Genomic DNA, 24663 nt, shown 5'->3' on the forward strand with positions numbered 1-24663 from the left:
CCACGCCATGACCACTGAGCCCTCCGCCGCGGCACGCGCCCCCTTCTTCGGCTTCGAACGCCCGATCGTCTTCCGCGGACCCGAGTTCCGCCCGTCGCCGGGCGAGCCCTTCGCCTACCGCTATTACGACAAGGACCGGCTGGTGCTCGGCAAGCGCATGGAGGACCAGCTGCGCTTCGCGGTCTGCTATTGGCACAGCTTCGTCGGCGCGGGCCTCGATCCCTTCGGCGACGCGACCTTCCAGCGGCCGTGGCACGGCCCCGGCGACCCGATGGCACAGGCGCTGCACAAGGCCGATGTGGCCTTCGACCTGTTCCGGCTGGTCGACACGCCCTTCTTCACCTTCCACGACCGCGATGTCGCGCCGGAGGGCGCAACGCTGGCCGAATCGAACCGCAACCTGCGTCAGGTCGCCAAGGTGTTCGAGCGCCATATCGCCGACACCGGCGTGCGCCTGCTCTGGGGCACCGCCAACCTGTTCTCGCACCGGCGCTACATGGCCGGCGGCGCGACCAACCCCGACCCCGAGGTCTTCACCCATGCCGCCGCGCAGGTGAAGAACGCGCTCGACGTGACGCACGGCCTGGGCGGTGCCAACTACGTGCTGTGGGGCGGCCGCGAAGGCTACGAGACGCTGCTCAACACCGACCTCAAGCGCGAGCTGGCGCAGCTGGGCCGCTTCCTGAACCTGGTGGTCGAGCACAAGCACAAGATCGGCTTCAAGGGCCCGATCCTGCTCGAACCCAAGCCGGCCGAGCCGACCAAGCACCAGTACGACTACGACGTCGCGACGGTCTACGGCTTCCTGCAGGCGCACGGCCTGGAGAAGGAGGTGAAGGTCAACATCGAGCAGAACCATGCGCTGCTCGCGGGCCACACCTTCGAACACGAGATCGCGCTGGCCCATGCGCTGGGCATCTTCGGCTCGATCGACATGAACCGGGGCGACGAACTGCTGGGCTGGGACACCGACCAGTTCCCCAACAACCTGCAGCACGTCGCGATGGCGCTGTACGAGGTGCTGCGCGCCGGCGGCCTGACAACCGGCGGCCTCAACTTCGACGCCAAGCTGCGGCGCCAGTCGATCGACCCCAACGACCTGGTCTGGTCGCACGCGACGGCCATGGACCTGTGCGCCCGCGGCCTGCTGGTGGCCGAGGCCATGGTGCGCGACGGCGCCCTGCAGCGCCACGTCGACACGCGCTACGCGGGCTGGGACACGCCGCATGGCCAGTCGATCCTGCGCGGCGAGGTGTCGCTGGCGGCGCTCGCGGCACAAGCCGAAGCCAATCCCGTCGAGCCGCAGCCCCGCTCGGCCGGGCAGGAACGGCTCGAGCACCTCGTCAGCAGCTACCTCTGAAAAAACGACCGCCACTAAGGAGCGAGACATGGCCAGCAACATCAAGGGCCCAGGCATCTACCTGGCCCAGTTCGCAAGCGACGAAGCCCCCTTCGACTCCTGGCAGTCGATCACGCGCTGGGCCGGCAGCCTCGGCTTCAAGGGGGTGCAGATACCCTCATGGGACGCGCGCATCTTCGACCTGCGCCGGGCGGCGGAATCGAACACCTACTGCGACGAGGTGGCGGGCATCGCGCGCGAAAACGGCGTGGAGATCACCGAGCTGGGCACCCACCTGCAGGGCCAGCTGGTGGCCGTGCACCCGGCCTACGACGAAGCCTTCGACGGCTTCGCGCCGGAGGCCGTGCGGCGCAACCCCCAGGCGCGCCAGGCCTGGGCGGTGGAGCAGATGCTGCTGTCGGCACGCGCCTCGCGCCACCTGGGCCTCAAGAGCAACGTGAGCTTTCCGGGCGCGCTGGCCTGGCCCTACCTCTACCCGTGGCCGCAGCGGCCCGCGGGCCTGATCGAGGCTGCCTTCGACGAGCTGGCCAAGCGCTGGCGCCCGATCTTCGACGCCTTCGACGAAGCCGACTGCAACGTCTGCTTCGAACTGCATCCGGGCGAGGACCTGTTCGACGGCACCACCTTCGAGATGTTCCTGCAGCGCGTGGACGACCATCCGCGCTGCTGCATCAACTACGACCCCTCGCACTTCCTGCTGCAGCAGCTCGACTACCTCGAATTCATCGACATCTACCACGCGCGCATCAAGTCCCTGCACATCAAGGATGCCGAGTTCCGCCCCACCGGCCGCCAGGGCGTCTATTCGGGCTACCAGCCGTGGATCGAGCGCGCGGGACGCTTCCGCTCGCTGGGCGACGGCCAGATCGACTTCGGCGCCATCTTCTCCAAGATGGCCCAGTACGGCTACGACAGCTGGGCCGTGCTCGAATGGGAATGCTGCCTCAAGCACCCCGAGACCGGCGCGGCGGAAGGCGCGGCCTTCATCCGCAACCACATCATCCGGGTCACGGAGAAGGCCTTCGACGACTTCGCCGGCGGCCAGAAGGACCCGGCGCAGCTGCGCCGCATGCTGGGCCTGGAGCCGGTGGCGCCATGACGATCGAAGCCAGCTACAGCCATGCGGAGGCGGCGAGCGCCCGCATCCGCCTGGGCATGGTGGGCGGCGGCGAAGGCGCCTTCATCGGCGCCGTGCACCGCATCGCCGCGCGGCTCGACGACCAGTTCGTGCTGAGCGCCGGCGCGCTCTCCTCCACGCCGGAGAAGGCGGCCCGCTCTGCCGCCGCGATCGGCCTCGCGCGCAGCTACCCCGACTACCGCACCATGGCGCGCGAGGAGTCCGCGCGCGCCGACGGCATCGAGGTCGTGACCATCGTGACGCCCAACGACCAGCACGCGGCCGTGGCCGAGGCCTTTCTCGAGGCCGGCACCCACGTGATCTGCGACAAGCCCGTGACCACCACGGTCGCGGACGCGCAGCGGCTGCAGGCGATCGCGCAGGCGCACGGCCGCATCTTCGCCGTGACCTACAACTACACCGGCTACCCCATGGTGCGCCAGGCGCGCCGCATGGTGCGCGACGGCGAGCTGGGCGAGATCCGGCTGGTGCAGGTCGAGTACCCCCAGGACTGGCTGACCGAGCAACTCGAGACCACCGGCCAGAAGCAGGCGGCCTGGCGCACCGACCCGCGGCGCTCGGGCCCGGGCGGCTGCATCGGGGACATCGGCACGCACGCCTACCAGCTCGCGGGCTTCATCGCGGGCATGCAGCCCTCGCAGCTGTGCGCCGAACTCAGCACCTTCGTGCGCGGCCGCGCGCTCGACGACAACGTGCAGATCATGCTGCGCTATGCCAACGGCGCGCGCGGCATGCTCTGGGCCAGCCAGGTCGCGCCGGGCAACGAGAACGCGCTGCGCATCCGCGTCTACGGCAGCCGCGCCGGGCTCGAGTGGCAGCAGGAGCAGCCCAACAGGCTGCAGGTGTCGCGCTTCGGCGAGGCGCCGCAGACCCTCTCGCGCGGCAGCGGCACGGCCCATGCGGACGCGGCCCGCGTCACGCGCCTGCCCGCGGGCCATCCCGAGGGCTACTTCGAAGGCTTCGCCACGCTCTACAGCGAGATCGGCCATGCCATCCGCGCGGCGCGCGACGGCCGCGCGCCGGCTCAGGAAGTGAACTTCCCGACGCTGGAGGACGGCATCCACGGCGTCGCCTTCATCGAAGCGGCCATCCGCTCGTCCGCCGGCGGCGGCCTCTGGGTCGGTGTGTGAGATGAGCCTGCACGTCCGCTTCGACGCGATCACGAAGACCTTCGGGCCGGTGCAGGTGCTGCACGGCGTGAGCTTCGACATCGCGCCCGGCACCGTGCTGGGCCTGCTCGGGGAGAACGGCGCGGGCAAGTCCACGCTGATGAAGATCCTCTCGGGCTACGAGGTCCCCAGCGGCGGCACGCTGTCGATCGACGGCCAAGCGCGCGCTTTCCGGAGCTCGCGCGACGCGGAGGACGCGGGCGTGGTGCTGATCCACCAGGAGTTCAACCTGGCCGAGGATCTCACGGTGGTGCAGAACATCTTCCTCGGACGCGAGCAACGCCGGGGCTGGCGGCTCGACGACGAGGGCATGCGCCGCGCGGCGCAGGAGGCGCTGGGCGCGGTCGGGCTCGCGGTCGATCCCGACACCCGGGTGCGTGACCTGATCGTGGCCGAGAAGCAGCTGGTGGAGATCGCCAAGGCGTTGTCGCGCAGCGCGCGGCTGCTGGTGATGGACGAGCCCACGGCCACGCTCACGCCGTCCGAGAGCCAGCGGCTCTTCGGCCTGATCCGCACCCTGCGCGCGCAGGGCGTGACCATCGTCTACATCTCGCACAAGCTCGACGAGGTCGCACGGATCACCGACGAGATCGTGGTCATGCGCGACGGCCGCTTCGTCATGCGCGGGCCGACCGCGCAGCATTCGCGCCAGCAGATGGCGAACCTGATGGTCGGGCGCGAACTCTCCAACATGTTCCCCGTGCGGCGCCAGCCTGGGCCGGCGGCGCCGCTGCTGGCCGTGCGCGGGCTGAACGTGCCGGGCTGGGCGCGCGACGTGAGCTTCGAGGTGCGGCCCGGCGAGATCCTCGGCTTCGCCGGGCTGGTGGGCGCGGGCCGCACCGAACTGTTCGAAGGGCTGCTGGGCCTGCGCGCGCGCGAGGGCGGCACCGTCGAGATCGAAGGGGAAGCGGTCGCCTTCGCCGATCCGCGTGCCGCGGCGCGCGCCGGCCTCACCTACCTGAGCGAAGACCGCAAGGGCTGCGGCCTGCACGTGCGGCTGCCGCTGCAGGACAACCTCACGCTGATGGACCTGGACCGCCACGCGCACCCCTGGCTCGACCGCCGCTCCGAAGCCGCGGCGCTGACGCGCGCGGTGGCGGACTTCGGCATCCGCACGCGCGACCTGGGCGCGCGCGCCGGCGCCCTGTCGGGCGGCAACCAGCAGAAGCTGGCGATGGCCAAGGTGCTGCAGCCCGGCCCGCGCGTGGTGGTGCTGGACGAGCCCACGCGCGGCGTCGACGTCGGCGCCAAGCGCGACATCTATTTCCTGATCGACCAGCTGGCGGCCGCGGGCCGTGGCGTGGTCGTCATCTCGTCGGAGCTGATGGAACTGATCGGCCTGTGCCACCGCGTCGTCGTGATGCGTGCCGGCACGGTCCAGGCCACGCTCGACGCCGACCACCTGACCGAAGAGGAGCTCATCGCGCATGCCACCGGCACCCACTGACAGCCTGACGCCGCCCATCGGCGTCGACCCGACGACGACCCCGCCGGCGCGCCGCGGCGGCACGCCCTGGCGCCAGCGCCTGCGCGAGGTCGGGCCGATCGCCGGCCTGGTGCTGCTGTGCATCGCGGGCACGCTGCTCAACCCCGACTTCGCGACCTGGGACAACGCGATGAACGTGCTGACCCGCACGGCCTTCATCGGCATCATCGCGGTGGGCATGAGCTTCGTCATCATCAGCGGCGGCATCGACCTCTCGGTGGGCTCGATGGCGGCGCTGATCGCGGGCTGCATGATCCTGGTGATGAACGCGCTGGCGCCGCACATCGGCTCGCCGGTGACGGCGGTGCTGCTGGGCATGGCGGTGGCGCTGGTGCTGGGCGCGTCCTTCGGCCTGGCCCATGGCCTGCTCATCACCAAGGGGCGCATCGAACCCTTCATCGTGACGCTGGGCACGCTCGGCATCTTCCGCGCCTACCTCACCTACTTCGCCAACGGCGGCGCGATCACGCTCGACGGCACGCTGTCGGACGTCTACAGCCCGGTGTACTACGCGAGCTGGCTCGGCATCCCGGTGCCGATCTGGGTCTTCGCGGCGATGGCGCTGGCGGGCGCCTTCCTGCTGAACCGCACGCGCTACGGCCGCTACGTGCAGGCCATCGGTTCCAACGAGCAGGTGGCGCGCTACTCGGCGGTGGCGGTCGACCGCGTGAAGATCCTCACCTACGTGCTGCTGGGCTGCTGCGTGGCGGTGGCCACGCTGCTCTACGTGCCGCGCCTGGGCTCGGCCTCGCCCACCACCGGGCTGCTCTGGGAGCTCGAGGCGATCGCCGCCGTGATCGTGGGCGGCACCGCGCTCAAGGGCGGCGAGGGCCGCATCCTCGGCACCGTGATCGGCGCCGTGCTGCTCTCCGTCATCAGCAACCTATTGAACCTGACCAGCATCATCAGCGTGTACCTGAACGCGGCTGTGCAGGGCTTCGTGATCATCATCGTGGCCTTTCTGCAAAGAGGCCGGCGATGACGATTCGCGCGTGGGCCAGCCGGCCGCGCGCGGACTTTGGCGCCCAAGAAAACCCATCAGGAGACATATCATGGACAGAAGGCTTTTTTCCGCAATGGCACTCGCAGCGTGTGCGCTGTGCTCCACCGCGTCCCTTGCCGACAGCAAGTCGGTGATGGGCGTGTCCGTCCCCGCCGCCACGCACGGCTGGACCGGCGGCGTCGTGTACTGGGCCAACCGCACCAAGGCCGAACTGGAGAAGCAGTACCCCGGCATGAAGGTGTTCGTGAAGACGGCCGGCTCGGCCACCGAGCAGGCCAACCAGATCCAGGACCTGCAGACGGTCAACAAGATCGACACGCTGGTGATCCTGCCCTTCGAGTCGGCGCCGCTGACCAAGCCGGTGGCGCAGGTCAAGGGCAAGGGCGTGTTCGTGACCGTGGTCGACCGCGGCCTGACCGACCCGGGCGCCCAGGACGCCTACGTGGCGGGCGACAACCCGGGCTTCGGCAAGGTCGCGGCCGAGTACATGGCCAAGGCCATGGGCGGCAAGGGCAACCTCGTGATCCTGCGCGGCATTCCGACCGTGATCGACAACCAGCGCGTGGATGCCTTCAACGAGGTCATGAAGGCGAATCCCGGCATCAAGGTGCTCGACGCCAAGCACGGCAACTGGAACCGCGACGACGCCTTCAAGGTGATGCAGGACTACCTCACGCGCTTCAAGCAGATCGACGCGGTCTGGGCCTCGGACGACGACATGGCCGTCGGCGTGCAGAAGGCGATCGAGCAGGCCAAGCGCAGCGACGTGAAGCTGGTCGTGGGCGGCGCCGGGTCCAAGGACTACATCAAGAAGGTGATGGACGGCGACAAGATCGTCTCGGCCGACGTGACCTACGCCCCGAGCATGATCGCCGACGCCATGAAGATGACGGCCGAGGCCCGCGCGAGCGGCAAGCCGATGGCCGCCTCGACCATCATCCCCTCGGTGCTGGTCACCAAGGACAACGCGGCGAAGTACTACTTCCCGGATTCGCCGCACTGAGGACGCGCCGGCCGCACGCGGTCAATGGTTGTGCCGCGGCGTCTTCTCGGAGATGCGCTGGAAGGACAGCGCGAAGTCCATCGTCGCGCCATCCACCAGCTGCCCGGTCTTCTCGCGATAGAGCGCCTCCCAGGGCGAATGGCTCGCGGGCACGGGCGGTGCCGGCAGCTCGCGGCGCCGGCGCTCGATCTCCTCGGGTGCCACCAGCGCGTCGCAGCGGCGCGCGTTGAGATCGACCCGGACCCGGTCGCCGGTCTGCAGCCAGCTCAGGCCGCCGCCCACCGCGCTCTCGGGCGAGACGTGCAGGATCGACGGGCTGTCCGCCGTCCCCGACTGGCGGCCGTCGCCCAGCGTGGGCAGCGTCATGATGCCGCGCTGGATCAGCGCATCGGGCGGCTGCATGTTGACCACCTCTGCCGAGCCGGGCCAGCCGATCGGTCCCGCTCCGCGCATCACCAGGATGCAGCCCTCGTCGATGGCCAGGGCCGGATCGTTGATGCGCCGGTGGTAGTCGTCCGAACTCTCGAACACCACGGCCCGCGCCTCGAAGATGCCCTCCTCGCCCGGCCGGTTCAGGTAGTGCTCGCGGAAGCGCTCGGAGATCACCGAGGTCTTCAGGATCGCGAAGTCGAACAGGTTGCCCTTGAGCACCACGAAGCCGGCCTGCTGCATCAGCGGCGCCGCGAAAGGAAGGATCACTTCGCGGTCGCTGGCCTCGCGGCCCTGCAGGTTCTCGTCGACGGTCTTGCCGGTGACGCTCAGGCACCCGCCGTGCAGCCGCCCCGCCTGCTGCAGCTCCCACATCACGGCCGGCACGCCGCCCGCGCGGAAGAAGCGCTCGCCCAGGTAGCGGCCCGCCGGCTGCATGTTGACCAGCAGCGGCAGGTCGTAGGCGTGGTCGGTCCAGTCCTGCGCCTGCAGCTCGACGCCGGCATGGCGCGCCATGGCCATGATGTGCACCTGCGAATTGCTGGAGCCGCCGGCACAGCTGACCACCGACAGCGCGTTGAGGAAGCTCTCGCGGGTCAGGATGCGCGAAGGCCGCAGGTCCTCGAAGGCCATCTCGACGATGCGCCGGCCGGTCTCGTAGGCCATCTGGCCGCGCTCGCGGTACGGCGCGGGAATGGCCGCGCAGCCCGGCAGCGACATGCCCAGCGCCTCGGCCACGGCATTCATGGTGGACGCGGTCCCCATGGTGCTGCAGTGGCCCGCCGAGGGGGCGCTGCTGCAGGCGCGCTGCAGGAACTCTTCCTCGTCGATCTCGCCGGCCGCGAGCTGCCGGCGGCTGCGCCAGATCACGGTGCCCGAGCCCACCAGTTCGCCGCCATGCCAGCCGTCGAGCATCGGCCCGCCCGAGAGCACGATGGCCGGGATGTCGACCGTGGAGGCGGCCATCAGGCCCGCGGGCGTGGTCTTGTCGCAGCCGGTGGTGAGCACCACCGCATCGATCGGGTAGCCGTACAGGATCTCGACCAGGCCGAGGTAGGCCAGGTTGCGGTCCAGCGCCGCCGTGGGCCGGCGGCAGTTCTCGAAGATCGGATGCACCGGGAACTCCATCGGGATGCCGCCGGCATCGCGGATGCCGTCGCGCACGCGGCGCGCCAGGTCCAGGTGGATGCGGTTGCAGGGCGAGAGGTCGCTGCCGGTCTGCGCGATGCCGATGATGGGCCGCCCCGAGCGCAGCTCTTCGGGCGTCAGCCCATAGTTCATGAAGCGCTCGAGATACAGCGCGGTCATGTCCGAGCGCTCCGGATCCGCGAACCATTCGCGGGAGCGCAGCGGGCGGCGGGGGATCTTTTCCATAGGGTTCTTTTCTTGAAATGGGAACGGTGACCAGGCACCGGGATTCATGTCGCGTTCGACGAGAGCGCGAACACCCGTGCGTCGAACACCGTGTGGAAGACCGCGCCTTCGAACATCTCGAGCAGCGCGCGCGAGGCCTGCTGGCTTTCGCGGCGGACCGGCGAGGCCAGGGCGGCCGCGATGTCCTCGTGGCTGTCGAAGTGCATGACGAGCACCAGCGGCAGCGCGGGGTCCGCCACGTCGCTCTGGTGCTGGCGCAGCACGCGCACGTCCCGCACGGCGGGAAAACGCGTCCACAGCGGCACCATGCGTTCATCGACATGGCGATGGAACGCGTCTTCCATGCCCGGCCTGATGCGTCCGTTGAAGAAGGCGCAGCGCACGAGCCGTGGCAGGTCTGTTGTCATGGAGATGACCGCGCCTCAGCCGCGCCCGACGAAGGGCATGTGGCTGGCCATCACGTTCATCGACAGCACGTTGGCCTCCAGCGGCAGGCTGTCCATGTACAGGATCGCGCGCACCACGTTGTCCATGCCCATGCGCGGCTCCGCCTTGAGCGACCCGTCAGCCTGCAGCGTGCCCTGGGCCATGAGCGCGCTCATGTCGCTGACCACGTTGCCGATGTCGATCTGCCCGCAGGCGATGTTGTAGGGACGCCCGTCGAGCGATGCGGCCTTGGTCAGGCCGGTGATGGCGTGCTTGGTCGCGGTGTAGGGCGCGGCCTGCGGCCGCGGCGCATGCGCCGAGATCGAGCCGTTGTTGATGATCCGGCCGCCCTGGGGCGACTGCTTCTTCATCAACCGGAACGCGCCCTGCGCGCACAGGAAGGCGCCGGTGAGGTTCACGTTCACGGCCTGGACCCAGTGCGCGTACTCGATGTCTTCCAGCGAACGCTGCGGCGTGAACACGCCGGCGTTGTTGAACAGCAGGTCCAGCCGGCCCCATGTCGCCTCGATGGTGCCGAACAGGCGGCCCACCGCATCGACGTCGCTGATGTCGCAGGGCACGACCAGCGCGCGGTCGGCCGCGCCCGCACCCGCGCTGTCGACGACATCCTGCAATGCCTGCGCCTTGCGGGCGGCCAGCACGACCCGGTAGCCGGCCTCGAGCAGGCCCAGCGCGACACTGCGCCCGATGCCCGAGCTGGCGCCCGTCACCAACGCGATCTTCGGGTTCATGGTCGACTCCATGCGCGCGTGACCTGGCGCTGCTCGCCCAGGCCCTCGATGCCGACCTGCATCACGTCGCCGGCCTTCAGGTAGACCGGCGGCTTCTGGCCCAGGCCGACGCCGGGCGGCGTGCCCGTGCTGATGATGTCGCCGGGCAGCAGGGTCATGAACTGGCTGATGTAGCTGACCAGGTGGGCCACGCCGAAGATCATGGTGGCCGTGCTGCCGTTCTGGTACGTGCGCTGGTTGACCTTCAGCCACAGGCGCAGCGCCGCCGGATCCGGCACCTCGTCGGGCGTCACCAGCCACGGTCCCACGGGCGAGAAGGTGTCGCAGCCCTTGCCCTTGTCCCATTGGCCGCCGCGCTCGAGCTGGAACGCGCGCTCGGAGACATCGTTGACCACGCAGTAGCCGGCCACGTGGGCCAGCGCGTCCTGCGCGTCCACATAGGAGGCACGGGAACCGATGACCACGCCGAGCTCGACTTCCCAGTCGGTCTTCTCCGAGTCGCGCGGGATCACGACCTCGTCGTCCGGCCCGGTGAGCGAGCTGGTGGCCTTGAGGAACAGCACCGGCTCCTGCGGGATCGGCATGTTGGATTCGGCCGCGTGGTCCGCATAGTTGAGGCCCACGCAGACGATCTTCGACACCGAGGCCACGGGCACGCCGAAGCGCGTCCCCGCGGGCACCTCGGGCAGTCGGTCGACGTCCAGCGCCCGCAGCGCGGCCAGGCCCGCGGGCGACAGCACCTCGGCCGTGATGTCGGACACCACGCCCGACAGGTCGCGAATGCGCCCCTGCACGTCCACCAGGCCCGGCTTCTCCTGGCCTGCCGTGCCCCACCTGATCAGCTTCATTTGAAATTCCTCGGTTCGAAAAATGGATGGAACGCGCGGGGTCAGTTCGACCAGCCGCCGTCGATGACGTGAATGGCACCGGTCGTGAAGGCCGACTCGTCCGACGCCAGGTAGGTGACCAGCGCCGCGATCTCCTCGGCGCGGCCGACGCGCCCCAGCGGCTGGCGCGCGACGAAGGCAGAGCGCACCTGCGCTTCGTCCTGGCCCGTGGCCCGGGCCTGGGAGGCGATGCGATCGTTGAGCGACGGCGACTCGACCGTGCCCGGACAGATCGCGTTGCACCGGATGCCGGCAGCGACGAAGTCGGCCGCGACGGCCTTGGTCAGCCCGATGACGGCGGCCTTGGTGGCGCCATAGACGAAGCGGTTCGGCACGCCCTTCACGCTGGAGGCCGCCGAGGCCATGTTGATGAGCGAGCCGCCCTGCCCCGCCGCCAGCATGGCCGGCAGGAACGCGCGGATCGTGCGGTACATCGACTTCACGTTGAGATCGAAGCCGAAGTCCCAGTCCGCCTCGGTGCACTGGAGGATGTTGCCGCCATGCACGAAGCCCGCGCAATTGAAGAGGCCGTCGATGCGGCCCAGTTGCGTCGCGAAGGCACCGACGGCCGCGTCGCTGCGCACATCGAGGGGCGCGATCCGCACGTCGCTGCCCTGGGGCACCTGAGCCTTCAGGTCGGCCAGCCCGGCCTCGTCCACGTCGGTCGCCCACACCTGCGCGCCTTCGGCGGCCAGCATCAAGGCGGACGCCCGGCCGATGCCCTTGGCTGCCGCGGTGACGACGATCTTCTTTCCTGCTACGCGATCACGCATGCGCGATGTCCTTTCGATGGTGGTTCTTGCGGCCGTCCTCACCGGAGGAGGGCCGCGGATGGTTCAGTGGATGGCGTCGCGCAGGTCGCTGAGATCGCGCCCGCGGGTCTCGGTGGACATGGCGACGCCGATCAGGGTCAGCGCCGACAGTGCGGCCATGTAGGCACCCATGACCCAGAACGCGCCGCCGGCCACGCCGATCAGGTAGATGCCCAGGATGGGGGCCAGCCCGCCCGACAGCATGGCGCCCAGTTCTCTGGACAGCGCCACGCCCGAGTAGCGGTAGCGGTTGCCGAACAGTTCCGCGAAGTGCGCGCACTGGGCGCCGAGCATGCTGTTGGCCCCGATGGCCAGGCCGCCGAACATCGCGATGGCGACCCACATCATTTCGCCCGTGTTGACCATCCACCAGGCCGGGAAGGCCCAGAGCAGCATGAAGATCGCGCCGAAGCGGTAGATGGTCTTGCGGCCGTAGCGGTCGGACAGCGCGCCGAACATCGGCGTGGTGATGACGCTCGACAGGGTCGCGATCAGCGCGGCGCTGGTGCCGATCTTGGTGAGGCTGGCGGCCGGCACGCCCAGCCTCGTCGCCACGGTGCCGCCGAGGAAGGCGATCACGATGGTGGTGTAGATGGTCGAGCCGCCCTGCTCGGCCAGGCGCATGAGCACCGCCGCCAGCACTGGCCGGCGGGCTTCCTTGAGCACCAGCTTCATGGGGGACTGCGCCACCTTGTGCGTGCCTTCGAGCTTGACGAAGGTCGGGCTCTCGCGAAGCCGCAGGCGGATCCAGACCGCCACGCCGATCAGCACGATGCTGGCCAGGAACGGAATGCGCCAGCCCCATGCCAGGATCGTCTCCTGGTCCATCAGGTGCTGCATCACGCTGAAGGTCGCGGTCGCGATGCCGAAGCCCGCGAAGATGCCCACGAAGGGCAGCGCCGCAAAGAAGCCGCGCCGCGACGCGGGCGCCACCTCGGCCATCAGCGTCGAGGCGCCGGCCTGCTCGGCACCGGCGCCGAAGCCCTGCACCAGCCGCAGGATCACCAGGCCGACGGCCCCCATCGGACCGGCCGGCAGCAGGCCGATCAAGGTGGTCGAGATGCCCATGATCGCGATCGTCACCAGCAGCACGAACTTGCGCCCCTTGCGATCGCCCAGCGAGCCGAAGAACAGGCCGCCCAGGGGCCGCGCGAGAAAACCCACGCCGTAGGTCGCAAAGCTGGCGAGCAGGCCGGCGCTGGCGTCGAGCGTGGAGAAGAAGACCCGGCTGAAGATCAGCGCGGTGGCCAGGCCGAAGATGGCGAAGTCGTAGTACTCGAGCGCGCTGCCCACCGAGCTGGTCAGGATCGCGCGCCGGAGCTGGCTGGCCGAAACGGGGGCCTTGTCACCGGCCTGTGCATCGCTGGCCTGCGATGCCTGCGGCATCGACCTCCCCGGCAGGGCACCGGGCTGATATCTCGCTGTCATTCATGTCTCCTGTTTCGATCCGTGTGTGCCAACCCGAGGCATGGCCGCCATGCCAGACACCCGACGCGGCCGCTCCGGCGTTGCCACCGAAGGATCCTCGTCACCGTCTGCAAATCGCCCACCAGGCAGCCCGGGTTCGCGTAAAATTGGTTACCGGTATCCGCAGCGACTGAAATCTATCACGAGGAATTTAGGATGCACAAGGAAGAGTTGTTAGTGGTTTCCCGATACCCGGAATCGGACATGGCATGGTTGGCGCAGCACTACACGCTGCATGTGCTGGCGGATACGACCGACCGCGCCGCCTTGCTGGCGGACGTCGCACCCCGTGTGCGCGTGCTGGCGACGAATGGCGAATCGGGCGCCGATGCCACCCTGATCGATGCGCTGCCGAAGCTCGAGGTGATCGTCTCGTACGGCGTGGGCGTGGACGCCATCGACCTCGCGCATGCCGCGCGGCGCGGCATCCGTGTCACGAACACCCCGGAGGTCCTGACGGGCGACGTCGCCGATTTCGGCATCGCCTTGATGCTCGCGATCGCACGCCAGATCCCGCAGAACGATGCGCTCGTGCGGGCCGGGCAATGGGGCACGGCCTCGTTTCCGCTGACCACGCGCATGTTCGGCAAGCGCCTGGGCATCGTGGGACTCGGTCGCGTCGGCCGCGCGGTCGCGCGTCGTGCCGAGGCCTTCGACATGAAGATCGCCTACCACGACCGCATCCGTTTCGAGGACGTCGCCTACGACTACCACCCCAGCGCGGCGGCGCTGGCGCGGGAGGTGGATTTCCTCATGGTCTGTGCCGCGGCCGACCAGATCCCGCGCGGCGCGATCGGCCTCGAGGTGTTCGACGCGCTAGGGCCCGAGGGCATCCTCGTCAACGTCGCGCGCGGCAGCATCATCGACGAACCGGTGCTGCTGGCGTACCTGCGCGAGCGGCGCATTCGCGGCGCCGCGCTCGACGTCTACTGGAACGAGCCCGCGATCGACCTGCGCTGGCGCTCCCTGCCCAACGTCGTGCTGCAGGCGCACCGGGCCAGCGCCACGGTTGAAACCCGGGCTGCCATGGCCCAGCTGGTGCGCGACAACCTGGCGGCCTGCTTCGGCGGCAGGCCGCTGGTCACCGAGTTCACCGGCCATCTCGCCAAGGCCTGAGCGCGGCCGGGTTCGCGCAGACATCCCTGCCGCACCCGGACCTGCTTCTTCGGCGCGAGGGCCTCAGGCGCTCTCGCGCTGAATGATCTCGTAGGGAATGCGGACCAGGCGCGGCACATCGTGCAATTCGCGGGCGAACGATGCGAGCTCGCGGCGCGATGTGTTGGGCGGCTCCGAGCCGTCGATCGCGGCCAGGAGCGATTGCCCGGCGGAACGCCCGATGCCGTAGGGGTCCACGGACACCGTGGTGATCGTCGGGTAGCAATGGCGCGAGATCTCGAAATCGCCAAAGCCGGCCACCGCGACGTCGCCGGGGACCGAGAGCCCGCGACGGTGGCAGGCCATGATCACGCCGAAGGCATGGATGTCGCTGTTGCACACGATGGCGTCGGTGTCGGGCCATTGCTCAAGCAACTGGCCCAACGCCGCGGCGCCGTGGCCCATCGCGGTGCCATGGGCCATGTCGGCGGTCCATTCGGTTCGGCTGATCTCGCGCGGCCCGTGCAGTCCGGCTTCGCGCACGGCGTCGAGATAGCCGTTGCGTCGCGCCGTGCCGCGCAGGTCCAGGTGCGATGCGCTGCTGACGAACGCAATGTGCTTGTAGCCGCGCTCATAGAGATAGCGCGTCATGGCAGCGGCGGCATCGGCATTCGAGAAGCCCACCACGCGGTCGATGGGCCGGCTGGGAATCTCCCAGGTCTCCACCACCGGGATGTGGGCGCCCCGCAGCAGCGAGCGCGCCTTGGTCGTGTGCTGTCCGCCCGTCAGCACGACGCCGCGCGGCTGGTGACTCAGCAGCGTGCGGATCAACGATTCCTCCCGGTCCGGCAGGTAGTCCGTGTGGGCCAGCAGCAAGCGCATGTTGCGCGTCTCGACCACGTCGTTGATGCCCTGCGTCATCTCCGCGAAGTTCGAGCTCGACAGCGAAGGCACGAGCACCGCCACCATGTTGGTGCGGCCCGACGAAAAAGCGCCCGCCACCGCGTCGGCCACATAGCCTGTCCGGCGTACCGCGTCCATCACGCGAGCGCGGGTGTCTTCGCCCACATGCTGCCCGGTGAGCACGCGCGACACCGACATCTTGGACACGCCGGCCAACTGCGCCACGTCGGCCATGCGAATCGGCGCAGGGGGAGAAGAATTTTTACTGGAACTCATAACTTTCAAGTAGACCGAGCACGACGCTCCCGGGGGATTTCGAACACGCGCCTGGCAAGCGCCTGACGCCGCCCCACCAATGACCGACGACATGCATTCGACTCGAGCGTATCAGCCGGCCGACAAGACACGCGCAGCGGCGGCGCGCGAAGCCCGAAGACGCCAACGGCGCAGGAGGTATTCGAACGACCTGGCTTGCATCTCTATCGGATTCGCTCGGATGGCCCCCCGAACGCCCCACCGGACCCTTGGCAGCAAGAAAAGCACAACGGGAGCGCACGCAAAAAAGCCACCCGAAGGTGGCTTTTTTCATTGAGGGAAATCCTCAAAATACTGGCGGAGTGGACGGGACTCGAACCCGCGACCCCCGGCGTGACAGGCCGGTATTCTAACCAACTGAACTACCACTCCTGGTAGACAACGTTCGCTCCTTGCGGAGCCGAGTGCTGACGACTCGTACCTGCTTCACTCGCGTGAAACTGGCGACCCTACGGGGATTCGAACCCCGGTAGCCACCGTGAAAGGGTGGTGTCCTAGGCCTCTAGACGATAGGGTCAAAACCTTGGGAACCGCGCTGCGATCAGCGCCTGTCCTTTGCTCTTGCGAGACTTGTTCGGCACAAAAAAATACCCACTTGCAGTGGGCACTTCCGAGGCGAACCTCGTGAACCTTGGCGGAGTGGACGGGACTCGAACCCGCGACCCCCGGCGTGACAGGCCGGTATTCTAACCAACTGAACTACCACTCCTGGTAGACAACGTTCACTCCTTGCGGAGCCGAGTGCTGACGACTCGTTGCCTGAATCACTTGCGTGAAACTGGCGACCCTACGGGGATTCGAACCCCGGTAGCCACCGTGAAAGGGTGGTGTCCTAGGCCTCTAGACGATAGGGTCAAAACCTTAGGAACCGTGCTGAGATCAGCACTTGTCTTCTTCAATACTCTCGACACTTAATGGTGGAGGTAAGCGGGATCGAACCGCTGACCTCTTGCATGCCATGCAAGCGCTCTCCCAGCTGAGCTATACCCCCGTGTGGGTGTCGAGCCTCGAATTATAGCCCGAAAAATCAGGCCCTTTTCAAACGTTCGATAACTTTTTCGCGGGAAAAAATTTCGATCACTGAATCGAGGGACGGTGTCTGCGATGTTCCCATCACAAGCATTCGTACTGGCATCGCCAACACCGGCATTTTCAATGCATGTGCGGCGAGAACTTCCTTAATCATAGCTGCGATTGAGGCCCGATCCCAGGCGACCGTCATCAATTTTTCAACGAGTGTGGCGATGGCCGGCTTCACCGCGTCGGTGAGGTGCTGCGCGCGATCGGCATCGCTCACCGTGATGTCCGCGTAGAAGGCCGAAGCCCAGTCGGCCAGGGCCACCGTGGTCTCGCAACGGTCCTTGAACAGCGTGCAGATCGCGCTCAGGCGTTCGTCGGCCACGATGCCGCGCTTGTGCAATTGCGCGGCCACCAGCGGCGCGAGTTCGTCGCCGGTCCTGGCCTTGATGTACTGCGCGTTGACCCAGGCCAGCTTGGCCGCATCCCACTGCGCGGGACTCTTCGACAGGTGCGAGCCGTCGAACCAGCTCACCATCTGCTCGCGCGTGAACAGCTCGTCGTCGCCGTGGCTCCAGCCCAGGCGCGCGAGGTAGTTCAGCATGGCCTCGGGCAGGTAGCCGTTCTCTTCGTAGGCGGTGACGCTCACCGCGCCGCGGCGCTTCGACAGCTTCTGGCCGTCGTCGCCCAGGATCACCGGCACATGGCCGAAGGCCGGCAGCGCTGCGCCCAGCGCGCGGAAGATGTTGATCTGCCACGGCGTGTTGTTGATGTGCTCGTCGCCGCGGAACACATGCGTGATGGCCATGTCCCAGTCGTCGACCACCACCGCGAAGTTGTAGGTCGGCACACCGTCGGGCCGCAGGATGATCAGGTCGTCGATCTCGCGGTTGTTGATGGTGATCTCGCCCTTGACCAGGTCGTGCCAGCTCACGTCGCCTTCGGGCGGATTGCAGAAGCGCACCACCGGCGGCACGCCTTCGGGCACGGGCGGCAGCACCTTGCCGGGCTCGGGGCGCCAGCGGCGGTCGTACAGCGTCTTCTCGTTGCGCGCACGTTGCGCCTCGCGCATCTCCTCGAGCTCGGCCGGCGAGCAGTAGCAGTGGTAGGCCTTGCCCTCGGCGATCAGCTGCGCGACCACTTCGCGGTAGCGCTCGAGGCGCTGCATCTGGTAGATCGGGCCTTCGTCGTAATCCAGGCCCAGCCAGTGCATCGACGCCAGGATCTGGTCGGTCGAGTCCTGCGTGGAACGGGCCACGTCGGTGTCCTCGATGCGCAGCACGAACTCGCCGCCGTGGTGGCGCGCAAAGGCCCACGAATAGAGCGCGGTGCGGGCCGTGCCCAGGTGGAGGAAGCCGGTGGGCGACGGTGCGATGCGGGTTCTAACTTTGCCGGTCATGTGTTGCTCAGGAATTCAGGGTGCAGAGGCCGCGCTGCAGGTCGGCCGTGATGTCGTCGATGTACTCGAGGCCGACCGCGAGGCGGATCAGCCCCTGGCCGATGCCCGCGGCCTGGCGCTGCGCTTCGGTGAGGCGGCCGTGCGAGGTCGTGCCGGGGTGGGTGATGATGGTCTTGGTGTCGCCCAGGTTGGTGGCGATGCTCACGACACGCGTGCTGTTGATCACGTGGAAGGCGTTGGCGCGTGCGGTCTCCGGGTCGTCGCCGACCACGTCGAAGGACACCACCGCCCCGCCCTGCCCCGACTGCTGGCGCATCGCGAGTTCGTGCTGCGCATGCGAGGCCAGGCCGGGGTAGTGGACGCGCGTGACCCCCGGCTGTTGTTCGAGCCACTGCGCCACGGCCAGCGCATTGGCGCACTGTGCCTTCATGCGGATGCCCAGCGTCTCCATGCCCTTGAGCACCACCCATGCGTTGAAGGGCGACAGCGCCATGCCGGCGGTGCGGACCACCGGGCCGAACACGTCGACGATGAGCTTCGACGGCCCGCAGATCGCGCCGGCCATCACGCGGCCCTGGCCGTCGAGGTACTTGGTGCCCGAATGGATCACGAGGTCGGCACCGAGCTCGGTCGGGCGCTGCAGAATCGGCGTGCAGAAGCAGTTGTCGACCGCCAGCAGCGCGCCCGCGCCATGGGCCAGGTCGGCCAGCGCGCGGATGTCGCAGACCTCGGTCAGCGGGTTGGTCGGCGTCTCGGCGAACAGCAGTTTCGTGTGGGGCTTGAGCGCGGCGCGCCATTCGGCGACGTCGGTCTGCGAGACGAAGGTGGTCTCGACGCCGAACTTGGCGAACTCCTTGCCGAACAGGTTCAGCGTCGAGCCGAACACCGAGCGCGAGCAGATCACGTGATCGCCAGCCTTGAGCAGGCCCATGCACATCATGAGGATCGCGCCCATGCCTGTCGAGGCGCCGATCGCGGCCTTGGTGCCCTCGAGCGCCGCCAGGCGCCGCTCGAAGCTGGCCACCGTGGGGTTCGAGGTGCGCGAGTAGGTGAAGCCCTCCTCGGTGCCGGCGAAGCGGCGCATCGAGGTCTCGGCGTCGGGCTGCACGAAGCCGCTGGTCAGGAACAGCGCTTCGGAATGCTCGCCATGCTGGCTCGGCGCCAGGCCGGTGCGCAGCGCGAGCGTGTCGCGGTGCAGGCCTTCGGGCAGGGTGCGATCGGTCACGGGGGGCCTCTTGTTCAGCTCGGGTTGGGCAGGGACAGGCGCGACGAGTCTTCCTCGGTTTCCTCGATGCGCGGACGGCTGCCGTTCATGCGGTTGATGGCATCGGTGTCGATGTCGCCCGTGACGTACACGCCGTCGAAGCAGGAGGCATCGAAGCCCGCGAGCTTGGGGTTGAGCGAGCCGATGGCGCGCTTCATGGCCTCGACGTCCTGGTAGATCAGCGCATCGCAACCGATCAGCTCGCGGATCTGCTCGATGGTGCGGTCGTGCGCCACCAGTTCATCCTTGGTCGGCATGTCGATGCCGTAGACGTTGGGGTAGCGCACCGGCGGCGCCGCGCTCGCGAGGTAGACCTTGCGCGCGCCGGCGTCGCGCGCCATCTGCACGATCTCGCGGCTGGTGGTGCCGCGCACGATCGAGTCGTCGACCAGCATCACGTTGCGGCCCTTGAACTCGCTCGCGATCACGTTGAGCTTCTGGCGCACCGACTTCTTGCGCACGCCCTGCCCCGGCATGATGAAGGTGCGGCCCACGTAGCGGTTCTTCACGAAGCCTTCGCGGTACGGAATGCCCAGCAGGTGCGCAAGCTGCGTCGCGCTGGGCCGGCTCGATTCGGGGATCGGGATGATCACATCGATCTCGTTGGGCGGCACGGTCGAGACCACGCGCTTGGCCAGCGTCTCGCCGAGGTTCAGGCGCGCCTGGTAGACCGAGATGCCGTCGAGCACCGAGTCCGGACGCGCGAGGTAGACGAACTCGAAGATGCAGGGATTCAGGCTCGGCGACTCGGCGCACTGCATCGAATGCACCTTGCCCGCGAGGTCGATGAACACCGCTTCGCCGGGCTCGATGTTGCGTTCGAACACATGGCCCGAGCCTTCGAGCGCCACCGATTCGCTGGCTACCATCACGGTGCCGTCGGCCGGGTTGCGGCCCATGCACAGCGGGCGGATGCCGTAGGGGTCGCGGAAGGCGAGCAGGCCGTGGCCGGCGATCAGCGACACCACGGCATAGGAGCCGCGCAGGCGCTTGTGCATGCTCTTGACCGCCTCGAAGATCTCGGCCGGGTTCAGCGGCACGCCGCGCGAGGAGCGCTCGAGCTCGTGCGCGAGCACGTTGAGCAGCACTTCGGAGTCGCTCTCGGTGTTGGTGTGGCGGTGGTCGGTCGAGAACAGCTCGGCGCGCAGCGCATGGGCGTTGGTCAGGTTGCCGTTGTGCACCAGCACGATGCCGAAGGGCGCGTTCACGTAGAAGGGCTGGGCCTCTTCCTCGCTGTAGGCGTTGCCCGCGGTCGGGTAGCGCACCTGGCCCAGGCCGACGTCGCCCGGAAGCGCGCGCATGTTGCGGGTGCGGAACACGTCGCGCACCATGCCTTTGGCCTTCTGCATGAAGAACTTGCGTTCCAGCAGCGTGACGATGCCGGCCGCGTCCTGGCCGCGGTGCTGCAACAGCAGCAGCGCGTCATAGAGCAGCTGATTGACGGGCGCGTTGCTCACAACGCCGACGATTCCACACATGGGGTCTTTCCTTCTCAGGGCAGGTAACTGGCCAACTTCTCTGGCAATGCAGGCTTCAACCCCTGCAACGCCGCATCCAGGACGACTGCGCTGTGCGATTCGCGCCACCAGGCGCTGTCGCTCAACGTCAGCAAATGAACAACCACCGCCATCGCCAGCAGCGCCACCGCGCCGCGCGCCAGCCCGAAGGCCGCGCCGAGCAGGCGGTCGACCGGGCGCAGGCCCACCGCGGCGATCAGCCTGCGCGTCACCGAGGCCACCAGGCCCACGGCGAAGGCGGCGGCGACGAACAGCAGCACGAAGGCCAGCGCATAGCGCCACGAGGCCTCCGGGTCGCCATCGATGGGCAGCCAGGCCGCCAGGTCCGCCGCGAACCATTGCGCGCAGAAGAAGGCGACCACCCAGCCGGCCAGCGATATCACTTCGAACACCAGCCCGCGCACCAGGCCGAACATCAACGACACCGCGAGCAGCGCGACGGCGATCCAGTCGAGCAGGGCCACGTCGGCGCGCGGTGACTACAAGCTGAGGACGGCCGCGGGCAAGGACAAGCCCTTGACGCGACCCGCCGCGCGCTCCGCCTCGGCGCGCGAGGCGAAGGGACCGACCCGCACACGCGTGCGTTCGCCGTCGGCCGTCTTCGCGACGTTGGTGTAGGTCTTGAGCCCGGCCTTCTCGAGCTTCTGGCGCACGTCGCGCGCCTTCTCGGCTTCGGCGAAGGCGCCGACCTGCACCACGAAGCGGCCGTCGTCGTCGGTGGCGGCGGCGGGCTTCACGGCCGCCGCGGCGGCCGCGGCCGGCGGCTTGCCGTCGAGCAGCGCGCGGGCACGGGCCCCGTCGTCGGCCGGCGGCTTGGCCGCCACCGCGGGCTTGGGCTCGGGCTTGGTCTCGTGCCGGACCTCGGGCTTGGATTCGGGCTTGGGTTCGGGTTTCGGTTTGACTTCGGGCCGGGTCTCGGCCGGCGGCGCGGCCGCCACGGGCCGTTCGGACGGAAGCTCGCGGCCATCGGCGGTCTCGGTGATGATGCCGCCGGACGTGCCGCTGTTGCTGGCCACGCGGGTGCGGTTGTCGGGGGCCGGTGCCGCCGGCGCTGGCGCGGGAGCCGGCGCAGGCGCCTGTGCCACCGGGGCCGCGGGCGCGACCGGTGCCGGCAGCGGCGCAACCTTGTTGCGGTCGGGGATCTCGATCGGGATGTCGACCGCCACCGGGCGCGGCTGGGTGTCGAACAGCAGCGGGAAGCCGATCACGCCGACCAGCACCAGCACCGCGGCGCCCAGCAGGCGGTGGCGCGCGCGACGCCGCATGGCGTCCACGCTTTCGGCCGGCGCCGCCGCCACGCTGGCGTTGCGCCCTTCATTGGCGGGTTGGCCACGTGAGCGGAACTTGAAAAACGCCATGAGTTCGATCCCTGATGAGAGCAGCGCGGTGTGTGGTTGCGAAGGGCCCGGACACCCGCCGATCAGGCGCCTGAGAGCAGGTGTTTGGCCTGCAGGCGGGGCGTCCCGTGCTCGAGCACGCCACCCACCGTGAAGAACGATCCGAAGACCACGATTCTATCAGTGGGGCTTGCGGCATCGATGGCCGCCTGCAGCGCCGCCATGGGCCCGGCGTGCACGCTGCCGCTCGCGTCCTTGCGCGTGTTCTGGGCCTGCCACCGGGCCAGCAGGTCGGCCGCGGACGCCGCGCGCGGCGTGGGCAGGTCGGTGAAGTACCAGCGGTCGATCAGCGGGCCGATGCGCGCCAGCATCGGCGCCAGGTCCTTGTCGGCCATCACACCGAAGACGGCGTGGGTGGTGGGCGCGAAACCCATCGCGTCGAGGTTCTCGGCCAGCGCGGCCACCGCGTGGGCGTTGTGCGCCACGTCGAGCACCAGCGTGGGCTCGCCCGGCACGATCTGGAAGCGTCCCGGCAGTTCGACCATCGCCAGGCCGGTGCGCACCGCCTGAGCGGTGATCGGCAGCCGCTGGCGCAGCGCCTCGAGCGCGGCCAGCACGCCGGCCGCATTGAGCAACTGGTTGGCGCCGCGCAGCGCGGGATAGGCCAGCCCGCTGTAGCGGCGGCCCCGGCCGCTCCAGCCCCACTGCTGCTTGTCGCCCGAGACGTTGAAGTCATGGCCGAAGCGCCACAGGTCGGCGCCGATCGCCTGCGCATGGTCGATCACGCTCTGCGGCGGCACCGGGTCGCTGACGATGGCCGGGCGGCCGGCGCGCAGGATGCCGGCCTTCTCGAAGCCGATGCTCTCGCGGTCGGGGCCGAGGTACTCCATGTGGTCGAGGTCGATGCTGGTGATCACCGCGCAGTCGGCGTCGATGATGTTGACCGCGTCGAGCCGCCCGCCCAGGCCGACTTCGAGGATCGCGACGTCCGGCTTGCTGTCGGCCATGCAGCGCAGGATGGCCAGCGTGGTGAGTTCGAAGTAGGTCAGCGGGATCTCGGCGCGTGTCTGTTCCACGGCCTCGAAGTGCGGCACCAGTGCGGCGCCGTCGATGGCCTCGCCGTTGAGGCGGAGCCTTTCCTCGAAGCGCACCAGGTGCGGCGAGGTGAAGACGGCGGTGCGGTAGCCCGCGTGGCGCAGGATCGATTCCAGCATCGCGCAGGTCGAGCCCTTGCCGTTGGTGCCGGCCACGGTGATCACCGGGCAGTCGAAGGCCAGGCCCAGTCGCTGGGCCACGGCGCGGATGCGGTCCAGCCCGAGTTCGATGGTCTTGGGGTGCTGTTGCTCGGCGTGCGCGAGCCAGTCGGCGAGGGTTTTCATGGAGGCCGGGATTGTCGCCGACCTGCCGCGTTGGCATGATCCCGCCATGACAACAACCCTCTACGGCATCCCGAACTGCGACACCGTCAAGCGCGCCCGCGCCTGGCTCGACACCCACGGCGTGGGCTATCGCTTCCATGATTTCAAGAAGGAAGGCGTGCCCGAAGCCGAACTCGACCGGTGGCTGCAGGCCCCCGGCTGGGAGGCCCTGGTCAACCGCCGCGGCACCACCTGGCGCAAGCTGGACGACGCCACCCGGGCCACGGTGGTCGATGCGGCCTCGGCGCGCACGGTGCTGCTGGCGAACCCGAGCCTGATCAAGCGGCCCGTGGTGCACTGGGCCGGCCGGCCCGATGTCACAACCGGTTTCGATGCCGAGGGCTGGGCCGCCCTGGCCAAGACGGACAATTGAACCCGGCCGCGCCGATTGCATCCAACCGGGCCGAACGGGAGCCGTCCGCTCCCTTGTTGAAGGAGATTGCCATGCGCAACAAACTGTTTTCACCCGCTTCCGCTGCCGTGCTCGGCCTGTCGCTGGCGGCGGCCCTGGCCAGTGGGGGCGCGTGGGCGCAGACCTCCCTGTCTTCCCAGCCCTCGCAGCAGGTCCAGGCGCGGGTGATCTCCGCGACCCAGATCACCGACGCGCAGGGCCGCCTGGGCTACGACGTGGCCTACGAATACGAGGGGCGCCGCTACACCACCCACACCGACAGCCACCCGGGCGCCACCATCCCGATCGAAGTCAATGCCTACGGCGTGGCCGCACTGCCGACGTCGCCGCAGCCCGGCGAATACGCGACGCAGCCCTCGGGCGGCTCGCCCTGGGATCGCGTGGTACCCGAGCAGGGCATGGTCGTCTCGGGCGGCGGCGCGCCCCCCGCGCCGGTGTACTACACGCCGCCGGTGGTGTACTCGGCACCGGTCTACGCCCCCGCGCCGGTCTACGTGGCGCCGGCGTACGGCTACGGTTACGGCTATGGCTACGCGCCCTACTACCCGCCGGTCGGCCTGTCGCTGAACCTGGGCTACTCGCGCGGCTGGGGCGGCGGCCGCGGCCGCTGGCGCTGAGCGCGGACAGGGCCCTGTCCGGGCCGGCGGGCCGCAAGCCCTAAAATCACGGGCTTATCCACC

Annotated in this window: 22 protein-coding genes and 5 tRNA genes; 9 read left to right on the forward strand and 18 right to left on the reverse strand. The window is 68.8% G+C overall.

Annotation, left to right across the window (positions count from 1 at the left end; all coding sequences use genetic code 11):
• Nucleotides 1-7: 7 nt before the first annotated feature.
• The 6 genes from xylA to A9977_RS05240 all read left to right on the forward strand — a co-directional run bounded on the left by xylA (nt 8) and on the right by A9977_RS05240 (nt 7159).
• On the forward strand, nt 8-1360 hold the full coding sequence (gene xylA, locus A9977_RS05215) for a xylose isomerase (protein ID WP_183023827.1): 1353 nt from the start codon (nt 8-10) through the stop codon (nt 1358-1360).
• A 28-nt stretch (nt 1361-1388) separates the two neighbouring features.
• Nucleotides 1389-2459 (forward strand): sugar phosphate isomerase/epimerase, encoded by a 1071-nt coding sequence (locus A9977_RS05220; protein WP_183023828.1) that lies wholly within the window; start codon nt 1389-1391, stop codon nt 2457-2459.
• The gene (locus tag A9977_RS05225) at nt 2456-3628 is read left to right on the forward strand and encodes a Gfo/Idh/MocA family protein (protein ID WP_183023829.1); all 1173 of its coding nucleotides are present in this window, start codon (nt 2456-2458) and stop codon (nt 3626-3628) included. The genes A9977_RS05220 and A9977_RS05225 overlap by 4 nt, the downstream gene beginning before the upstream one ends.
• Before the next feature lies 1 nt (nt 3629).
• Entirely contained in the window at nt 3630-5114 is a 1485-nt protein-coding gene (locus tag A9977_RS05230) for a sugar ABC transporter ATP-binding protein (protein ID WP_183023830.1), read from the forward strand.
• Nucleotides 5095-6135 carry an ABC transporter permease gene (locus tag A9977_RS05235; protein ID WP_183023831.1) on the forward strand — a complete coding sequence of 347 codons (1041 nt, stop codon included), beginning with the start codon at nt 5095-5097 and terminating at the stop codon, nt 6133-6135. Before A9977_RS05230 ends, A9977_RS05235 begins: the two co-directional genes overlap by 20 nt.
• A 94-nt stretch (nt 6136-6229) precedes the next feature.
• Complete coding sequence (locus A9977_RS05240) at nt 6230-7159, forward strand: ABC transporter substrate-binding protein (protein ID WP_405054668.1); 930 nt, start codon at nt 6230-6232, stop codon at nt 7157-7159.
• Nucleotides 7160-7180: 21 nt separating this feature from the next.
• On the opposite strand, the gene A9977_RS05245 is transcribed toward A9977_RS05240, so the two are convergent.
• From A9977_RS05245 to A9977_RS05270, 6 genes are all read right to left on the reverse strand, one after another.
• On the reverse strand, nt 7181-8962 hold the full coding sequence (locus A9977_RS05245; RefSeq protein WP_183023833.1) for an IlvD/Edd family dehydratase: 1782 nt from the start codon (nt 8960-8962) through the stop codon (nt 7181-7183).
• A gap of 44 nt (nt 8963-9006) precedes the next feature.
• Nucleotides 9007-9369, reverse strand: a complete 363-nt coding sequence (locus A9977_RS05250) for a hypothetical protein (protein ID WP_183023834.1) — start codon at nt 9367-9369, stop codon at nt 9007-9009.
• Between the two features lie 15 nt (nt 9370-9384).
• Nucleotides 9385-10140, reverse strand: coding sequence for an SDR family oxidoreductase (locus A9977_RS05255; protein ID WP_183023835.1), 756 nt, complete (start codon nt 10138-10140; stop codon nt 9385-9387).
• The gene (locus tag A9977_RS05260; protein ID WP_183023836.1) at nt 10137-10988 is read right to left on the reverse strand and encodes a fumarylacetoacetate hydrolase family protein; all 852 of its coding nucleotides are present in this window, start codon (nt 10986-10988) and stop codon (nt 10137-10139) included. Before A9977_RS05260 ends, A9977_RS05255 begins: the two co-directional genes overlap by 4 nt.
• Nucleotides 10989-11029: 41 nt before the next feature.
• Entirely contained in the window at nt 11030-11800 is a 771-nt protein-coding gene (locus tag A9977_RS05265; protein ID WP_183023837.1) for an SDR family oxidoreductase, read from the reverse strand.
• A 63-nt stretch (nt 11801-11863) separates the two neighbouring features.
• Nucleotides 11864-13267 carry an MFS transporter gene (locus A9977_RS05270; protein WP_259651823.1) on the reverse strand — a complete coding sequence of 468 codons (1404 nt, stop codon included), beginning with the start codon at nt 13265-13267 and terminating at the stop codon, nt 11864-11866.
• A gap of 195 nt (nt 13268-13462) precedes the next feature.
• Between A9977_RS05270 and A9977_RS05275 the strand changes: the two genes are divergently transcribed.
• Complete coding sequence (locus tag A9977_RS05275; protein WP_183023838.1) at nt 13463-14422, forward strand: 2-hydroxyacid dehydrogenase; 960 nt, start codon at nt 13463-13465, stop codon at nt 14420-14422.
• 63 nt (nt 14423-14485) lie between these two features.
• Here A9977_RS05275 and A9977_RS05280 read toward each other — a convergent pair whose 3' ends face one another.
• The 12 genes from A9977_RS05280 to folC all read right to left on the reverse strand — a co-directional run bounded on the left by A9977_RS05280 (nt 14486) and on the right by folC (nt 23532).
• Nucleotides 14486-15580 carry a LacI family DNA-binding transcriptional regulator gene (locus A9977_RS05280; RefSeq protein WP_405054669.1) on the reverse strand — a complete coding sequence of 365 codons (1095 nt, stop codon included), beginning with the start codon at nt 15578-15580 and terminating at the stop codon, nt 14486-14488.
• Between the two features lie 334 nt (nt 15581-15914).
• Nucleotides 15915-15991: transfer RNA gene (locus A9977_RS05285), tRNA-Asp, on the reverse strand.
• A gap of 69 nt (nt 15992-16060) precedes the next feature.
• Nucleotides 16061-16136: transfer RNA gene (locus A9977_RS05290), tRNA-Glu, on the reverse strand.
• A 115-nt stretch (nt 16137-16251) separates the two neighbouring features.
• Nucleotides 16252-16328, reverse strand: a tRNA-Asp gene (locus A9977_RS05295).
• Between the two features lie 70 nt (nt 16329-16398).
• A tRNA-Glu gene (locus tag A9977_RS05300) sits at nt 16399-16474 on the reverse strand.
• A 60-nt stretch (nt 16475-16534) separates the two neighbouring features.
• A tRNA-Ala gene (locus A9977_RS05305) sits at nt 16535-16610 on the reverse strand.
• A 36-nt stretch (nt 16611-16646) separates the two neighbouring features.
• Complete coding sequence (gene gltX, locus A9977_RS05310) at nt 16647-18035, reverse strand: glutamate--tRNA ligase (protein WP_183023839.1); 1389 nt, start codon at nt 18033-18035, stop codon at nt 16647-16649.
• A gap of 7 nt (nt 18036-18042) precedes the next feature.
• Nucleotides 18043-19260, reverse strand: coding sequence for an O-succinylhomoserine sulfhydrylase (locus tag A9977_RS05315; protein WP_183023840.1), 1218 nt, complete (start codon nt 19258-19260; stop codon nt 18043-18045).
• Nucleotides 19261-19274: 14 nt separating this feature from the next.
• Complete coding sequence (gene purF / locus A9977_RS05320; protein ID WP_183023841.1) at nt 19275-20777, reverse strand: amidophosphoribosyltransferase; 1503 nt, start codon at nt 20775-20777, stop codon at nt 19275-19277.
• Nucleotides 20778-20791: 14 nt separating this feature from the next.
• The gene (locus A9977_RS05325) at nt 20792-21280 is read right to left on the reverse strand and encodes a CvpA family protein (protein WP_183023842.1); all 489 of its coding nucleotides are present in this window, start codon (nt 21278-21280) and stop codon (nt 20792-20794) included.
• A gap of 15 nt (nt 21281-21295) precedes the next feature.
• Nucleotides 21296-22174, reverse strand: a complete 879-nt coding sequence (locus tag A9977_RS05330) for an SPOR domain-containing protein (protein ID WP_183023843.1) — start codon at nt 22172-22174, stop codon at nt 21296-21298.
• Nucleotides 22175-22236: 62 nt separating this feature from the next.
• Complete coding sequence (folC, locus tag A9977_RS05335; protein WP_259651824.1) at nt 22237-23532, reverse strand: bifunctional tetrahydrofolate synthase/dihydrofolate synthase; 1296 nt, start codon at nt 23530-23532, stop codon at nt 22237-22239.
• A 46-nt stretch (nt 23533-23578) separates the two neighbouring features.
• On the opposite strand from folC, the gene A9977_RS05340 reads away from it, so the two are divergent.
• A complete protein-coding gene (locus A9977_RS05340; RefSeq protein ID WP_183023845.1) occupies nt 23579-23944 on the forward strand; it encodes an ArsC family reductase in 366 nt (121 codons plus the stop codon).
• A gap of 71 nt (nt 23945-24015) precedes the next feature.
• Entirely contained in the window at nt 24016-24600 is a 585-nt protein-coding gene (locus tag A9977_RS05345; RefSeq protein WP_183023846.1) for a hypothetical protein, read from the forward strand.
• Nucleotides 24601-24663: the final 63 nt, after the last annotated feature.

Origin of the sequence: Variovorax sp. UMC13, assembly GCF_014170375.1 — a bacterium.
Taxonomy (GTDB): Bacteria; Pseudomonadota; Gammaproteobacteria; order Burkholderiales; family Burkholderiaceae_C; genus Variovorax.

Bases quoted from the DNA above. Each gene is read 5' to 3' on its own strand.
- xylA (WP_183023827.1), top strand. From the start codon at position 8: ATGACCACTGAGCCCTCCGCCGCGGCACGCGCCCCCTTCTTCGGCTTC.
- A9977_RS05220 (WP_183023828.1), top strand. From the start codon at position 1,389: ATGGCCAGCAACATCAAGGGCCCAGGCATCTACCTGGCCCAGTTCGCA.
- A9977_RS05225 (WP_183023829.1), top strand. From the start codon at position 2,456: ATGACGATCGAAGCCAGCTACAGCCATGCGGAGGCGGCGAGCGCCCGC.
- A9977_RS05230 (WP_183023830.1), top strand. From the start codon at position 3,630: ATGAGCCTGCACGTCCGCTTCGACGCGATCACGAAGACCTTCGGGCCG.
- A9977_RS05235 (WP_183023831.1), top strand. From the start codon at position 5,095: ATGCCACCGGCACCCACTGACAGCCTGACGCCGCCCATCGGCGTCGAC.
- A9977_RS05240 (WP_405054668.1), top strand. From the start codon at position 6,230: ATGGCACTCGCAGCGTGTGCGCTGTGCTCCACCGCGTCCCTTGCCGAC.
- A9977_RS05245 (WP_183023833.1), bottom strand. From the start codon at position 8,962: ATGGAAAAGATCCCCCGCCGCCCGCTGCGCTCCCGCGAATGGTTCGCG.
- A9977_RS05250 (WP_183023834.1), bottom strand. From the start codon at position 9,369: ATGACAACAGACCTGCCACGGCTCGTGCGCTGCGCCTTCTTCAACGGA.
- A9977_RS05255 (WP_183023835.1), bottom strand. From the start codon at position 10,140: ATGAACCCGAAGATCGCGTTGGTGACGGGCGCCAGCTCGGGCATCGGG.
- A9977_RS05260 (WP_183023836.1), bottom strand. From the start codon at position 10,988: ATGAAGCTGATCAGGTGGGGCACGGCAGGCCAGGAGAAGCCGGGCCTG.
- A9977_RS05265 (WP_183023837.1), bottom strand. From the start codon at position 11,800: ATGCGTGATCGCGTAGCAGGAAAGAAGATCGTCGTCACCGCGGCAGCC.
- A9977_RS05270 (WP_259651823.1), bottom strand. From the start codon at position 13,267: ATGACAGCGAGATATCAGCCCGGTGCCCTGCCGGGGAGGTCGATGCCG.
- A9977_RS05275 (WP_183023838.1), top strand. From the start codon at position 13,463: ATGCACAAGGAAGAGTTGTTAGTGGTTTCCCGATACCCGGAATCGGAC.
- A9977_RS05280 (WP_405054669.1), bottom strand. From the start codon at position 15,580: ATGAGTTCCAGTAAAAATTCTTCTCCCCCTGCGCCGATTCGCATGGCC.
- gltX (WP_183023839.1), bottom strand. From the start codon at position 18,035: ATGACCGGCAAAGTTAGAACCCGCATCGCACCGTCGCCCACCGGCTTC.
- purF (WP_183023841.1), bottom strand. From the start codon at position 20,777: ATGTGTGGAATCGTCGGCGTTGTGAGCAACGCGCCCGTCAATCAGCTG.
- A9977_RS05330 (WP_183023843.1), bottom strand. From the start codon at position 22,174: ATGGCGTTTTTCAAGTTCCGCTCACGTGGCCAACCCGCCAATGAAGGG.
- folC (WP_259651824.1), bottom strand. From the start codon at position 23,532: ATGAAAACCCTCGCCGACTGGCTCGCGCACGCCGAGCAACAGCACCCC.
- A9977_RS05340 (WP_183023845.1), top strand. From the start codon at position 23,579: ATGACAACAACCCTCTACGGCATCCCGAACTGCGACACCGTCAAGCGC.
- A9977_RS05345 (WP_183023846.1), top strand. From the start codon at position 24,016: ATGCGCAACAAACTGTTTTCACCCGCTTCCGCTGCCGTGCTCGGCCTG.